Below are 14,459 nucleotides of genomic sequence, written 5' to 3'. Positions count from 1 at the left end.
TCCTCCTTGACGCCCGGCACGGTGGTGAACTCGTGCAGCACGCCGTCGATACGGATGGACGTGACCGCCGCACCCGGGATCGAGGACAGGAGGGTTCGGCGGAGGGAGTTACCGAGGGTGTAACCGAAGCCCGGCTCCAGCGGCTCGATCACGAACCGGGAGCGGAACTCGTCGACGACCTCTTCGGTCAGGGAAGGACGCTGAGCAATCAGCACGTGGTGTTGCCTCCAGTGGTTCGGCGCCCGCTATGCGACGCCATGGACACCACGAAGGGTACGGGCCATACGGCCGGTCAGCCTCCGAAGAGGCCGCACCGCCCGGCTCCGACCCAGCGAGGAGACTTCGGGCCTCCCTTCCGCATGCCGCCCCACGGCCGTTTCTGCTGTGCCCGCGTCCAGCTCCGGCGAGAGCAGGACGGCCAGCAAGGCATACGCGGCCATGGGCGCGTCACGTTGCACACGGCCAATAGCAGGCCCGTTCTAAATCAGGGCGTCGACGCCGAGTTCACGCAGCGGCTGTTCCAGGCTTGTGCGGTAGAACGCTCCCCGGCGGGGCTTGAAAGTCGCGTGATCGTACGGACCCAGCCGCTGCGGCCGGCCAGACAGGAGCAGCTCCGAACCCAGGCCGGGCGCCCCCTCGGGAAGAAGGCCGCCGGCCGGCTCGCTGCCCGGCGTACCCGGTGCGGCGATCCGCACCCCCGACTCCAGCAGCCGCCGCCGCACCAGATCGGCGTGCCCCCGCCCTCCTCGTACAGGCGCACGACGTGCACCACCGGTCTGCCCGCGGCACGGAAGGCGGACACGGTCCGCCGCAGCGCGGGAAGGATCAACGTGGTGCGCGGCACTCCGTACGGGGCTCGGGAGAGGAAATCGCGCTGGACGTCGATCGTGACAAGGGCGGATGCCGCGAAGTGCGCTGCGGTGCAGGGGCCTTGGAACCCGGGCTCTGCCGTCGTCCGGCACGACCCTGCGTTGCTTCTGGCAGCGGTGAAGCCTGCACAGGCCCCTGACACCGGACCTGGATCGTTTGCCAGTGAAATTGGATCGGGTGGCGTCAGTCAACCCCGAAGGGGCGGAGGCCCGGCGAGTGCGACACCCTCCAGGTCCGCAACGGCCAAGCGAAGCAGGGCCTGCCGCCGAAGCGCGGCAGCGTGCTGAGCGTCTGGCAGTGGATACCCGACTTCGTTGGTGAGTAGATCAGTGAGGTGCGGCCCGGCATGGTGCTCGTCTCTGGGAGCCCTCTGGCCGTCCGTATGAGGACCTAGGGTCGGACTCCAGCGACCGGGGCCTTGAACCAGCGGGAAAGACCTGGCTGCCAGCGGGTCGGTCGGGGCCCGGCTGCTGTGGGCCGGGCCCCGAGCGTGTGTTCAGAGTCCTTGCGTCAGGAAGACGGCGTCCGGGACCTGGACGGTCTCGGGGGCGGTGCGGGGGAGGAGGCCGATGATCTGAGCGACGACGTACTGTGCCGACATCATGGCTCCCTCCTGCCAGCCGGGCAGCGGTGATGCCTGGTCGCCGACGACGTAGAAGCAGCCGTTGCCCTCGGGCTGCAGGAGCTGCTTGTAGGCGACCTGGTGGTCAGGATCGGCCGGGTCCCAGTCGGCCCAGCCGCCGAGCTGGTGGGGCACCTTGTGCCAGGCGATGGTCACCCCCAGGTCCTGGGGCACGGTGGTCTTCTCCCGGAACTCGCGGTGCATCTGTGCGGCACCGTCCCGGGCCAGGTGCAGCCGGTCGGCCGGCGCGAGTTTGCCCATGCCCTCGGCGTGGTCGCCGAAGTTGTACGCGCCGGTGAGGGTGCCCGTCTTGGAGAAGTAGTCGTTGGACGGGTACCAGAACTGAGTGATGGGGTGGTCGGTCCAGCTGATGCCTCCGTAGATCTGGTTGTGGTCGTCCTCCCAGAACCGCCGGTTGGCCTGCCAGCCGACTTTGCATGTCGGCGCGAAATCCACCGCTTCCATCGCGTTCCGGAACCCCGTGGAGAAGCCGGTCAGCGTGAGCTGCTTCAGGACCGGCAGCGGGATGTTGCTCACGCAGTAGTCGGCCGTCGTCGTCAGTTTCTGTCCGCCCGTGCGGTAGGTGACGCTGACCCCGTCGCCCGTCAGGTCGATCGAGGTGACCTCGGCCTTGAGTTCGACGGTCACGTCGTACTCGGAGGTGATCCGCTCGGTGAGGGCGTGCACGATCTTGTCCATGCCGCCGATGGGCTGGAACATCGTGGCCTGCCACAGGTAGTCCACCGGCTGGTAGAACCTGTGCTTCCAGAACTGCGACTGAATCAGTTCGGCGAGGGGCAGCGGGGGCGCGGGCTGGGGGAATGCGTGGACGTCGAGGGGCTCGTCGTAGCCGGAGCGGGTGGAGCCGTGGTACTCGCCTTCTTCGTCCAGGTCGCCGAACTTGCGCAGCAGGTCCCGCAGTAGTGCCGTGAACTCGTCGCGTCCGGTCAGGGTGGCAGACAGGAGTGCGGCGACGTGGCCGCTCGTGTCGTTGGCGATCCGCCGGTTGCGCCAGGGCTGGCCGGGCGGGGTGTGTCCCGCGCTGTGCAGGACGTTCGCCGTCGTCTCCATGATGTACGGCTCCAGAGGCACCCCGAGGTCGGTGCAGTATGTGAGGACTCGGCGGTGGTGGTACGGGATGCGGCCGGGGCCGAGGTTGAGGTACAGGCCGTTGTCGAACGCGCAGGTGTGGGTCAGCACGGGGCTGTTGCCCTCGCCGTCGAGTTCGTACAGTGTGTCGCCCTTGCGAGCGGTGCGGTTGCGGCCGCCGGTGCGGGTCTGGGGCTCCAGGATCGTGCACCGGTAACCGAGCCTGCCCAGTTCGTAGGCAGTGGTGAGTCCGCCGACGCCTGCGCCGAGGATGAGTACCGACGGCTCCTCGCCGGCCGCCGCGCGTGGTGCGGCGGCGAAGTCCGGCGCGGTGCCTTCGCCGGAGCTCAGCGGGCCGGCGAGGCCGGACATGGCGTGGTAGAGCGACTGTGCGGATTCGGAGGGGGTGGCGAACGTGCGGGTACTCATGGCTCACCTCTCGGGTCGGACGGGACGGTGCCGCGCTCCCGGTTCGTCTGGCTCCTGTGGCTTGTGCGGTGAAGAAGCCCGTGGGATGGGCCGCCGGATGGCCCCGAAGGAGACGAGACCCGGCCATGAAGTGCCACGCGAAGTGCGAGTTCGGCCTGCCTAAGGGGGTCCTTCCCGGTCTGTCGAGAGCGGACGCCGACCGTCCGGGTGAGCACACGGCACGGAAGCTGACGCACGCCGGTGTGCGCCCGCGCCTGTCGGCCCGCGGCGGACAACCTTCGAGAAGCCGTGTACGGCCGGACGGAGGTGCCTGTGGTGCCGGGCACGGCCAGGAGCAGTCCGGAACCCCGGCCTCACGCTTTCAGGGACCTCCTGCTTGCCACCTGTGGCTCACCGCACTTGCGGTACATGGCGCGGTAAATAATCTGAGTAGTGGCTTTAGGGGTGGTTCGGTGTGTGGTTTCGCGCTGGACCACCCGTTCTGTGCGACTGGAGGAGTTCCCAAGATGCAGCAGCCTCACCCGGCGGACTTGCGCGCGGTGGCGACCTACCGCGATGACGGTGATGTCAAGCTTGAAGGCATCTCACTCACCTGGCGGATCGGCGCGAACGCCCCCGACCAGGGCGCCACGGAGCCGTCCGACTGGAACAACGGGCGCCCGGACTACCCGCACCACTACGAGGTGTGGCTGGACGGGAGTCCCGCGCAGACGGTGGACCTGTACTGGGCGACCTGGTATCCGCACTGGCAGTCGGCCAACCGGCACTGGGTGTGCCTCGGAGAGACCCCCGCCCGCGAGTACCGGGTGAAGATCCGGGCCAGGCACGCCGACGGCGCCTGGGGGCCGTTCACGGATGAGGTCACCGTCGACACGTCCACGTCCACGCCCTACGACATGCACATCCCCGCGCGCGCCGAGGCGCGTGGGGATGACGGCCGGGAGCGGCACGGGAGTCTGGAGTTCCCGGTCAGCCGGGCGATCCGGGCGATCCGTGACGAGGACAACGCGCCGATCTGCCAGAAGGCGCGCGAGTTGAACACCTCGACCACCTGGCAGGAAGTCGTGCCTCCCGGCACGGCCGGCAACCCGCCGTGGAACGAGGCCCGCGGGTACCTGGAGTACCGCAAGTTCTTCCAGGGCGCCAACGTGGCATCGGCAGCGAATCCCGCCTTCCAGGGCCTGGACCTGGCCGGCGGGAACGGCCTGGGTGACTGGCCGACCAGCAGGCTGGAGGCCGTCGACGGCCGGCACACCTTCACCTACAACTACAGGCAGAACCACATGGGCCCGAAGTGGACTCACCAGTGGTTCATCACCACAGAGGACTGGGACCCGGCCCAGGGAATCTCCTGGGACGTGCTGGAGCCGACGCCCTTCATGGTCGAGTACCACGGCGGCGGCACGCACTTCGACCAGCAGCTGCACTACACAACCGAGGCACTGGCATCCCGGCAAGGACGGCACGCCATCGTCAACGTCTGGGGCGGCGGCGACGCCGGACACGACTTCAAGGGTGAGTTCTTCGTCAGCGTCTCCGACGTCGAATTCCGCTAGGCCCGCGCTCCTGGGCGTGCACGACGCCGTCGACGATGGCACCGCCTACCGGGCGGAGTTGTCCGCCCGCGTCGACCAGCACGTCCTGTCCGACAATCCTGTCCTCCAGTGCGACCTCGCGCTGCCGGGCTCCTGGTGGGAGGACCTCGCCGGGACGCGGGAGAAGGTGTCGGCCGTCGACACCGACCGCGTCGCCGTACGTCAGCAGTACATGGACTGGGCCATCCCCGAGTTCTTGGGCATGGCCGCCCCCGTCGCGCCCTGCTGGGCCACCGCCCACGGCGACCTGCACTGGACGAACTCACAACACCTCTGCGGATCCTGGACCGGGAGGGCTGGGGGGCTGGCTCGGAGGGTTTCGACGCCGCCGCGCTCTACGCCTACACGCTGCTTCAGCCGGACGCCGCCGCCCGCGTCCGCGATGCCTTTCCCGTCCTCGGCAGCCAGGCAGCCCGGCCTCGCTGCCGAAGCAGTTGTGTGCCCAGCTGCTCCAGACCGTAGCCCGCGGCGACAAGCTTGCCCTCGCAGGCCAGCTCCGGGACTGGTCCGAGGTACTCCGCAGCCGCTGACTGGTGCGACCCGTTCGGCCTCCCTTGCAGGCTGAAACCGGGTCTGCGGTAGCGAGGGCGGGCTCGCCCGATACCGGGGCCCGTTCACGCGCACGTGAGGTTGTCGGGGATATTGGTCATACCGCGATGGGTGATCACGTAGTGGTCGGCTCCCGAAAGCCTTCGAGGTCGGGCTGGCAGGCACCGTCGAGGGCGTCCTCGGGGTGCCGGTGAACGTTCCTCGACACCAGCCATCCCTGGGACACCGTCATGTCAGCGTGCCGGTGGCCGGCGAGCGTTGGCCTCCTGTCGGGATTCCGGGGCCCGGCTTGATCGCGTCGAGGAGGCGGAATACCAGCGGTACCTGCGTGGTTGTCCGCCGTTGTCGATCAACAAGGAGGCCCTATGCCTACGATCCGTCGTCCCCGTGCGCTGCGTTCCGGCGATCTCGTGGTCGTCACCGCGCCCTCGGGCCGGCTCGAGCCCGGTGAGGAGCCGCTGCTCGCTCGCGGTGTGGCGATATTGGAGCGGATGGGTTTCCGCGTGCGGGTCAGCCCGATGGTCGACCCCGCGCGGAGCCGCTGGTGGGCGGCGGGCGCTCCGGCGGAGCAGGCTGCCGAGCTCAATGCCCTGCTCCGGGATCCGGAGGTGCGGGCCATCGTCGCGCACACCGGTGGCCAGGCGACCATTGGTTATCTGGATCTGATCGATCTGGATGCGGTCCGGGCCGACCCGAAGCCGATCCTCGGCTACAGCGACATCTCGCTGCTGCACATGGCGTTGTACGCCAAGACCGGCCTCGTCGGCTTCCACGCCGACATCGTCACCCACGGTTTCGGCAGCGACTGGTACACGTTGGGCGACGAGGCCCGCCGGTCCGAACTCGTCGACCTCTACGCCCGTGTGCTTACCAAGGCCGAGGCGCCGGGCGCGCTGCCGGCAAGGGGGAATTGGGAAACCTGGCAGCCGGGCCGTGCGCAGGGTCCACTGGTCGGCGGCTTGCTGAACCGCCTGGTCCAGTTGCAGGCGACACCATTCGCACTGGCCGCCGAACAGTTCGACGGCGCCGTCTTGTTCTGGGAAGAGGTACAGCGGCCGGTCACGCGGATCTGGTGCGACCTGCATGCCTTGCGGCTGTCCGGTGTGCTGGACCGGATCGCGGGCATGGTGGTCGGCATCCCGAGTGAGGTCACGCCCTACGAGGGCGGCGGAGACCAGGTCGGTCTGCGCGACGTTGTGCTCGACGTCCTGGCGCAGCGTGACATCCCCGTCCTCGCCCAGGTCGACTTCGGCCACACCTCGCCGAACCTGCCGCTGCCCCTCGGCGTCCGCGCAGACGTGGACGCGGACAACCGGACCCTGTCCCTGCTCGAGTCGGCCGTCGCGGAACGCTGAGTTCTGTTGGATCCTGCATGGGTTTCGGCGGGCTGCGGCCCGTCGTGATCCGCTTCTCCCGATCGGCCCGTGCGCCATGCCCGTTGCCCCGGCCTGCCCGATGGTCCCGACCGCCACCGAACGTGGGCGGTTGAAGAGGTGGCTCCGTGTGACGTCCGGGCCGTGTTCGATCACCTGTGCGCGGCCCTCAGGCGCCATGTGGCCACGCTGCCGGTCTCCCAGCAGGCCGACCCGAGCCAGTACTACGAGACGGCACCGGCGAACTACTACGCCAAGTTCCGGCACGGCAACGCCATCAACAACCTCGCCTGCGGTTTCCCCTACGGCGACATGGCGGGTCAGTCATCCTTCATCGGTGAGCGTGCAGCCGAACTCCCAGTACACTCTGTCCGGATATGTCCGCGGCTCGTACGTCTACCTCGGCGCGAGCGGCACAGGCACCACCGACGTCTCCACGTGGACCCGATCCGCCTCCGACTGGCAGCAGCTCAAGACGACGTTCCGCACCGGCGCGTCCACCACCCAGGTGACGGTCTACACACACGGCTGGTACGGCACCGGCGCGTACTATGCCGACGATGTCTCCCTGCTCGGCCCGGGCGGCTCGGCAGGCAGCCGCCTGTCGCGCCGACCGGCCTGCAGGCCGGAGCCACCACCTTCTCCAGCATCGCCCTCTCCTGGTCGGCGGCGACCGGCGCGACGAGCTACGCGGTCTACCGCGACGGCGTCAAGGTCCAGACAGTGAACGGTACTTCGGCCACTGTGACCGGCCTGTCCGCCTCGACGGCTTACACCTTTCAGGTCGCCGGAGTGAACGACGCCGGAGAGTCCGCGAAGTCGGCCGCGGTGACGGCGACGACCGCCGGGTCCGGCGGCGGAGGGCCGACCGACCTGCCCACCCATGCCCTGGTCGGCTACCTCCACGCGAGCTTCGCGAACGGCGCCGGCTACACGCGCCTGGCCGACGTCCCCGACAGCTGGGACGTCATCGACCTGGCGTTCGGCGAACCCACCGCCACCACCTCCGGCGACATCCGCTTCACCCGATGCCCCGTCACCGAATGCCCGAACGCGGAGAGCGACGCCGACTTCAAGGCGGGGGTCAAGGTCAGTGGTTTTTCGTGTCGGCGGGTCGAGGTGCTGTCCACGGCGGCTGGACAACTGCTGGTGTGCGAGCGGAATTCGGCGGGTCCTGGAATTCGCCGATCTACGCCGGGGAAGTCGGGTTGGAGGTCCACTGGAGGATTGCTTGCGGGCATTTTTGTGGAGTAATTTCGTCCGTATCGTGTTGTCACCTGCTGGTTTTTTAACAGGTCGTGGGTTGCGTACTGCAGGGCTGGTGGCCGGTGGTGGAATTCGCGGTCGGGGTTCTTTGTGCCGGGGTTGGTTCCGGGTTAATGGGGGGTGTTTTCGGGGTGGGTGGTTGTGGGTTTGTGTGTCTATGGTGTCGCCGGTTGGATTCGCCTCCGGCTTACGGGGGTGTGGCGAGTTGAGGAGAGCTATGTCGAGAGCGAGCAAGTCGTGGGCGGGGGCTTTCGTAGCGGCGGCGGTCGTGGGCAGTCTCACTGCGGCCGTGATGCCGAGTCAGGCGGCTCCGCGGGCCGAGTCGGGAGCGGGCGCCTCTGCGGTCGCTTCGGTGCCGGTGGTGGTGGCGGCTGGTCTGCACAATCCGCGGGCGGTGCGTGTGCAGCCCGACGGGGCTCTGCTGGTGACGGAGGCGGGCAGTGATCCGGCGGTGCCGTGCACGGTGCCGGGGTCGCAGTGCCTGAGCTTCAGCGGTTCCATCTACCGGATCAAGGGCTCTGTTCGGGGCCGCGTGGTGACGGGTCTGCCGTCGATGCAGATCGTGCGCGCCGACGGGTCCAGTGTGATCAGCGGGGCGATCGAGGCTGAGTCCGTTCCGGGCGGCACCTACCGGGTGGTCAGTGGTGTGACCGGGACTCCCGCGACGCGTACGGCGCTGGGTGCGGGCAGCGGGCCGCTGGGGACGCTGAGTATCGCGCACGGGCGGGTGCTGGGTGATCTGGCGGTGCACGAGGCCGAGCACGACCCGGATTCCGCCGTGGGCAACAACGAGGTGTTCTCCAACCCGTGGAACTTCGCCCGGGACGGCCGTGACTTCCTGGTGACCGACGCGGGCGCCAACGACCTGGTCCGCGTCCACCCCGACGGGAAGACCTCGACGGAGGTGGCCTTCCCCAACAACGTGGTGCCGGCCGCTGCTGCGTCGGGGGATGCGGCGCTGGCCCCGGCGGGTCAGGCGGAGGCGGTGCCGACGGGCATCGTGCGTGGCTGGGACGGTGCGTTCTACATCGCGGACATGTCCGGGATCCGTACGGGTCTCAGCCGTATCTGGCGTTACGTGCCCGGCGGTCAGCCGACCGTCTTCGCGTCCGGCCTGACGGGTCTCATCGACCTGGCGGTGGCGCCGGGCGGTGATCTGATCGCTCTGTCCTACACCGGTGGTGCGACGTCGAGCGGGCTGCTGCCGGGCGCGCTGATCCGGATCGACAAGAAGACGGGCGCGGCCACCACGATCGACACCGGCGGCAGCCTGAACACGCCCACGGGCGTGGCGGTCACCGCGAAGGGCGACATCTACGTCACCAGCAACACGCAGGGCTCCAGCGGTGAACTGTTGAAGTTCTCCGCCTCGTAGAGGCCGCTTCGTCTGCCCGGTTGCTCCCTCGGGTGTCGCTGTCCTGGCCGGCCGGTGCGCACCGGGTCGAGCGGGTGCAGGCCGACGCTGGGCTCGTCCAGGACGAACAGGGCGTCGTGCTGGTCGCGGTCGGGTTCGGTGGCGAGCTTGAGCCGCTGCGCCTCGCCGCCCGACAGGGCGGGAGTGGCCTCGCCGGGAGTGAGGTAGCCCAGGCCCAGGTCGACGAGGGTCTGCAGGCGGGAGCGGACCTTGTTCAGGTCGCCGGTGTGCTCGATGGCCTGGGTGACGGTGCAGGCCAGCAGCTGAGGCAGGGTCAGCCCGTCGTCCTCGACGCCTCCGCGCGGCACGCGGCGGATGGCGTCGGCCTGAGGGGCGTAGCGGGAGTTTTCGCAGTCGGGGCAGAGGATGTCGACGTCGGGCAGGAACTGGACGTCGAGTTCGATCTGGCCGGTGCCATCGCAGATGGGGCAGCGCAGGCTGCCGGTGCCCCGTGCACCTTGATCGCGTCCGGAGCGGAGGCCGGGCCGGGGCCGGCCGCCTCCTTCGATCGCTTGCTCACCGGCCGGGTGAGCGTCACCGTGGATCCTCCCGGTCAGGACGCGGTCGCGGCCGTCGCGGTCTGGGCGAACGCCCAGTTGGAGTGCACGATGCGCCACTCGCCGTCGATCAGCCGGTACGCCTCGGTGGCGTTCCAGGCGCGAAGCTGCCGCTCGTTGCCGTTGTCGTCGAGCACGTAGGTGTCCAGGTTGTAGGCCAGGACGGCGAAGTCACCGCCGTCGCTGACGTGGACGACGGGGTTGAGGTACTCGTTGCGCACGATGTGCGGGTTGGAGTAGATCGCCTCGATGTGGGCGACGGTCGCGTCACGGCCGACGACCAGGTCCTTCTCGATCGGGTCGAAGTAGCTGATCTCCTCGGCGTAGTTGTCGAGGTAGCCGCGGTTGCCGCCGACGCTCCACCGCTCGTTGAAGGACTTCTCCAGCTCCAGGATGGTCTTGCTGATTTCTTCCTTGTTGACGCCCATGACAGTCTCCTTTTCGTGCATGCCGCCGCCGGCCGACTCCGACCGACGCGGATGGTTGTGTTTTCTCAGTCGTCGAGCAGCACCACGTGCTTGCCCGGCGTCGTGCCGGCCTCGATGTCGGCCTGGGCGTCGCGAACCTGCTCCAGGCCGTGGTAGACCTTCGCGACCGGGGCCTTGAGCCGCCCGGTGGCGATGGCTTGCAGTTGTCCCTGGAACACCTGCGCGGGCAGGTCGGTGGCCTCGCCCGCGTAGCTGGTCAGCCGCACCCCGCCCGGGATCATGAACGGGGTGAAGTCGGGGATCGTCCACTGGCCCGCCAGGGCTCCGGTGAAGCAGACGGTGCCGTGGCGGCGGACGGTGCGGAAGGTGTCGGCGAGAACCGAGCAGCCCACCAGTTCCAGTACGGCGTCGACGCCGTCCGGCATCAGCTCGCGCACCTGGTCGGCGATGGTGCCACTGTCGACCAGAGGCTGGTCGACACCCACGGCCCGCAGCTCCCCGGCCCGGTCCGGGCTGCGGGTGGTGGACAGCACGGTGGCTCCGAGGTCCTTCGCGATCGTGGCCGCGCTCAACCCGACCGTGGAGGTGCCGCCGCGGATCAGCAGTGTCTGCCCCGCCTGCAGACCGAGGCCCGTGGCGAGGGAGCCGTAGGCGGTCTGGAACATCTCCGGCAGCGCGCCGGCCACTTCCCACGGGAGGCCGGTCTCGAACGGGATGACCTGCCCCGCGGGGACGGTCACGTACTGCGCGTACGAGCCGTCGAAGGACCGGCCCATGCCGCCCATCATGGTCGCCACCTGCTGCCCCGGGCGCAGCCCGCTGTCCTCGTCGGCCTGGTCGACCACACCTACGCCCTCGATGCCGGGGATCCGCGGGTAGGTGACCTCCGGGTCCGACTCGCCCTTTCGGGTGGTGACCTCGGACTCGTTGACGCCGAACGCCTTCACCTTGATGCGCACCCATCGGGGCTGCGGTTCGGGCATCGGCACCGTGGTGACCTGAAGGGCGTCCAGGCCGCCGGGCTGAGTGACGACGACCGCTCGCATCGTCGCAGAGGCGGCGCCTCCGGACGCTGCACGCTTGTACATGCCGGTTCCTTACTTGTCGGGTACGGCCCGCAGGGTGGCCCTGCTGCGGGCCCGGGTGAGGTGGTCGCCGCAGCACCTCCCGATCTTCTGTCGACATCCGGCGAATCGCTCAGTCAGTTGCGGACATCTGATTGTCAATGGGGGACACCTGGTGAAGCCCCGCGATCGCAGGGCTTCACCGGGCCCCTCATTCCGGCCAGGGAAGCCCTGGGCGCCCGCCGTCACCCCTTCGGCTCGGCCGGAACCGTTGTGGGGTGGTTCGACCAGGAGGGATGGCCGAGGCGTCCTGGTCAGGCCGTAGGGCCGGCGAGAATGGGACGCGGGCCTGTCACCGGTGCTGTGCGGTGCGCAGCTCGTCGGTGAACCGGGCGAGGGTTTCCTCGGCCGTGGGGACGGGGCCGAACAGCTGCTCCTGGCGGCGGGGGTCGGCGACGTAGCGTCCGGTCTCGAACCAGCGGAACATCGCGGCCATGTCCTTGATCAGGGGCATGAAGCGGCCGGCGACGGCTCCTGCGGCGCGGGCGACGGCGGATGGGACGGCCCACACCTTGATCTTCCTTCCGGCCCGGCTGCCCATCACGTCGGCCACCTCTCGCATGCTGACCGGACGGTCCCAGCCGATGTCGATCCGCTCACCGGCCTCGGCCTCGGCGTCGACCGCGGCTGCCAGGTACGCCGCGAGATCGGAGGTGTGGACGAAGGTCAGCGGGACGGTGGCCTTGCCGATCCACACCATGCGGCCCTTGTCGACCGGGTCGCCCGCCATGCTCGCGACCTGGTCGAGGAACGCCCCCGGGCGCAGGGCGACGAACGGGACGCCGAGCTGTTCGAGCTTGTCCTCGGCGAGCTTCTTGTGCCAGAAGTGCGGGACTTGGGGCGTCTGGTCGCTGGTGAGGATGCTGGTCAGGACGAACCGCCGGATGCCGGTGCGGTGGGCGGCCTCGGCGAGGTTGGCGTTGCCGACGGTGTCGATGTCGTCGGCGTTCTTGCCGCCGCGGGTGTAGCCGGCGGCGGTGGTGATGACGGCGTCGGCGCCGTTCATGGCGGCCACGAGCGAGTCGACGTCGAGCATGTCGCCGCGGGCGATCTGAACGCCCCGGCTTTCGAGCCGGCTGGCGTCGCTGGCCGGCCTCACCAGGGCGCGGACGTTCTTGCCGCGCTTGAGGAGTTCGTCGACGACCTTGCTCCCCAGGGAGCCGGTCGCCCCGACGACGAGGACCGGGAGGGTGGTTGAGTCGGTGGCGGGCATGGGGGTCTCACTTTCCGTCAGGTCATCAGAGAGGGCCTCGGTGGGCGGGGCAGGGGTGGCTGCGGACATAGCGCCTGCGTGCCGGGCGGGCTGATGGAGGCGGGCCGTGGGGGGGCGGATCCGCAGTGCGCCTCGCGGCCGGAACGTGCGCCTCCCAAGGCAGCCGCGACGGGTGGATGATTTGGCAGACCTGGCGGTGGTCGCGCCGCATGCGGGACGGTGTGCACCTCAGTCCGCGTGCCCCTCATCACGTGTGGTGTGGTCACGTGTGGTGAGGCGTACGTGGGCACGGGGTGCACACCGAGGAGTCACGCGGACTCTTCTTCCGGCAGCGCGCGGCTGCTGATCGCCTCGGTGATGGCGTACGCGGTCTCGATGAAGGACTCCGCCTGCTGCTCCGACAGATTCCGGGCGGAGGTCTCCTCCAGGGCCTGCCACAGGGCCGCGATGGGCTCGCGCATCGCCCGGCCCTTGTCGGTGAGGTGGACCACCATGACGCGTCGGTCATGTGCGGCCGGCTCGCGGATGACCAGGCCGGCGTCCTGCATGCGGCGTAGCGCCTTGGAGATGGTGGAGTGGTCCACGCCGAGGTACTCGAGCAATTCGGACTGGGACTGGCCGTCCCGGTCAAGAAGGTGCATCAGCAGCAGTTCCTGTCCGGGGTGCAGGTCCATCTCGCGCAACAGGGTGGCGGCGTAGGCGCGGTGGGCGCGGGCGAGTTGGAAGATCGCGTAGCTCATCGGTCCTGCGCCGGCCGTCGTGGGGATGCGGGGTTCGGGGGCGGGCATGGTTCGGGCCTCAGCCGGTGTGGGTGGGGTAGTCGGTGTAGCCGGCCGCTCCGCCGCCGTAGAAGGTCGCCGGGTCGGGGGTGTTCAGCGGCGCGCCGGCGCGGAGCCGTTCGACCAGGTCGGGGTTGGCGAGCGCGAGGGCGCCGACGGAGACGAGGTCGGCCGTGCCGTTGTCGATGTCCTTGGCGCGGGCGGGCAGGTCGGTGCCGCCCCGGTTGAGGATCAGCGTGGTCGGCCACAGCGCGCGCAGGGTGCCCAGCAGCTCCTCGTCGCCCGCGTGCATCACGTGGAGGTAGGCCAGGCCCAGCGGACGCAGGGCGTCCAGGAGCGCCGGATACAGCTCGGCGGTGTCGGACTCGGCGATGTCGTTGTAGGGGTTGCCGGGGGAGATACGGATACCGGTGCGCTCGGCGCCGATCTCGTCGGCCACCGCGGCGGCGACCTCGACGGCGAAGCGGATGCGGCCCTCGATCGAGCCGCCGTAGCCATCGGTGCGCTGATTGGTGTTGTCGGAGAGGAACTGGTGCACCAGGTAGCCGTTGGCGCCGTGGATCTCCACGCCGTCGGCGCCTGCCGCGACGGCGGCCGCTGCGGCGCGGCGGAAGTCGTCGACGGTCGCCGCGACCTCCTGCGTCGACAGAGCACGGGGGGTCGGCATCTCCTGGGGCCCGGACGCGGTGAACATCGCGCCCTGTGGGCGGATCGCCGAAGGGGCGACCGGCCGGCGGCCGTGGGGGGTGTTGTCGGGGTGGGCGATGCGTCCGGTGTGCATCAGCTGGATGACGATCCGGCCGTCGGCCGCGTGCACGGCGTCGGTGACCTTGCGCCACCCGGCGATCTGCTCGTCATCGTGGATGCCGGGGGTCAGGAGGTAGCCCTGGCCGTCGGCGGAGGGCTGGGTTCCCTCGGTGATGACGAGAGCGTGCGAGGCCCGCTGGGCGTAGTACTCGGCGTTCAGCTCGGTCGGTACGCCTTCAGGTGTGGAGCGGTCACGGGTCATGGGGGCCATGACCAGGCGGTGCGGGAGGGATATGCCGCCGAGAGCGGTCGGCGTCCACAGTGAATCCAGCATGAGGGGGCCCTTCGATATGACGGTGACCGGCCGGTCACCGTAAAGGCAGTGGGTGGTCGTGGGGAGGGGG

11 protein-coding genes and 4 pseudogenes are annotated in these 14,459 nt (G+C 69.4%); 5 read left to right on the top strand and 10 right to left on the bottom strand.

From position 1 onward, the window contains the following. The 4 genes and pseudogenes from ACFWBD_RS38545 to ACFWBD_RS38530 form a co-directional block, all read right to left on the bottom strand. A pseudogene (locus ACFWBD_RS38545) lies at positions 1–215 on the bottom strand (DNA-directed RNA polymerase subunit alpha); the annotation flags it as partial. 264 nt (positions 216–479) lie between these two features. Beyond that, a complete protein-coding gene (locus tag ACFWBD_RS38540) occupies positions 480–695 on the bottom strand; it encodes a hypothetical protein (protein WP_385677901.1) in 216 nt (71 codons plus the stop codon). Positions 696–757: 62 nt separating this feature from the next. Further along, a pseudogene (locus tag ACFWBD_RS38535) lies at positions 758–1,012 on the bottom strand (isochorismatase family protein); the annotation flags it as partial. A gap of 354 nt (positions 1,013–1,366) precedes the next feature. Then, positions 1,367–3,010: a flavin monoamine oxidase family protein gene (locus ACFWBD_RS38530; RefSeq protein ID WP_385677892.1), complete on the bottom strand. Its 1,644-nt coding sequence runs from the start codon at positions 3,008–3,010 to the stop codon at positions 1,367–1,369. 506 nt (positions 3,011–3,516) lie between these two features. Between ACFWBD_RS38530 and ACFWBD_RS38525 the strand changes: the two genes are divergently transcribed. From ACFWBD_RS38525 to ACFWBD_RS38505, 5 genes and pseudogenes are all read left to right on the top strand, one after another. Continuing rightward, positions 3,517–4,566 (top strand): lytic polysaccharide monooxygenase auxiliary activity family 9 protein, encoded by a 1,050-nt coding sequence (locus ACFWBD_RS38525; protein ID WP_385677889.1) that lies wholly within the window; start codon positions 3,517–3,519, stop codon positions 4,564–4,566. A gap of 953 nt (positions 4,567–5,519) precedes the next feature. Beyond that, positions 5,520–6,509 (top strand): LD-carboxypeptidase, encoded by a 990-nt coding sequence (locus ACFWBD_RS38520; protein WP_385677886.1) that lies wholly within the window; start codon positions 5,520–5,522, stop codon positions 6,507–6,509. Positions 6,510–6,578: 69 nt separating this feature from the next. After that, positions 6,579–6,815: pseudogene (locus tag ACFWBD_RS38515) on the top strand (beta-1,3-glucanase family protein); the annotation flags it as partial. A 46-nt stretch (positions 6,816–6,861) separates the two neighbouring features. Beyond that, a pseudogene (locus tag ACFWBD_RS38510) lies at positions 6,862–7,643 on the top strand (fibronectin type III domain-containing protein); the annotation flags it as partial. 367 nt (positions 7,644–8,010) lie between these two features. Next, positions 8,011–9,168: a ScyD/ScyE family protein gene (locus tag ACFWBD_RS38505; RefSeq protein ID WP_385677883.1), complete on the top strand. Its 1,158-nt coding sequence runs from the start codon at positions 8,011–8,013 to the stop codon at positions 9,166–9,168. On the opposite strand, the gene ACFWBD_RS38500 is transcribed toward ACFWBD_RS38505, so the two are convergent. From ACFWBD_RS38500 to ACFWBD_RS38475, 6 genes are all read right to left on the bottom strand, one after another. Then, entirely contained in the window at positions 9,108–9,515 is a 408-nt protein-coding gene (locus ACFWBD_RS38500; RefSeq protein WP_385677880.1) for a hypothetical protein, read from the bottom strand. The genes ACFWBD_RS38505 and ACFWBD_RS38500 overlap by 61 nt on opposite strands. 245 nt (positions 9,516–9,760) lie before the next feature. Continuing rightward, positions 9,761–10,192, bottom strand: a complete 432-nt coding sequence (locus ACFWBD_RS38495) for a YybH family protein (protein ID WP_385677877.1) — start codon at positions 10,190–10,192, stop codon at positions 9,761–9,763. Positions 10,193–10,257: 65 nt separating this feature from the next. Further along, entirely contained in the window at positions 10,258–11,238 is a 981-nt protein-coding gene (locus ACFWBD_RS38490) for an alcohol dehydrogenase catalytic domain-containing protein (RefSeq protein ID WP_385677898.1), read from the bottom strand. A 370-nt stretch (positions 11,239–11,608) separates the two neighbouring features. Further along, positions 11,609–12,529 (bottom strand): SDR family oxidoreductase, encoded by a 921-nt coding sequence (locus ACFWBD_RS38485; protein WP_385677874.1) that lies wholly within the window; start codon positions 12,527–12,529, stop codon positions 11,609–11,611. Positions 12,530–12,837: 308 nt separating this feature from the next. After that, the gene (locus tag ACFWBD_RS38480) at positions 12,838–13,317 is read right to left on the bottom strand and encodes a MarR family winged helix-turn-helix transcriptional regulator (protein WP_385677871.1); all 480 of its coding nucleotides are present in this window, start codon (positions 13,315–13,317) and stop codon (positions 12,838–12,840) included. Between the two features lie 10 nt (positions 13,318–13,327). Next, on the bottom strand, positions 13,328–14,389 hold the full coding sequence (locus ACFWBD_RS38475) for an alkene reductase (RefSeq protein ID WP_385677868.1): 1,062 nt from the start codon (positions 14,387–14,389) through the stop codon (positions 13,328–13,330). Positions 14,390–14,459: the final 70 nt, after the last annotated feature.

The organism is Streptomyces sp. NPDC060002 (assembly GCF_042737245.1).
Classification (GTDB): domain Bacteria; phylum Actinomycetota; class Actinomycetes; order Streptomycetales; family Streptomycetaceae; genus Streptomyces.
This window is presented reverse-complemented; position numbering and strand designations above follow the sequence as displayed.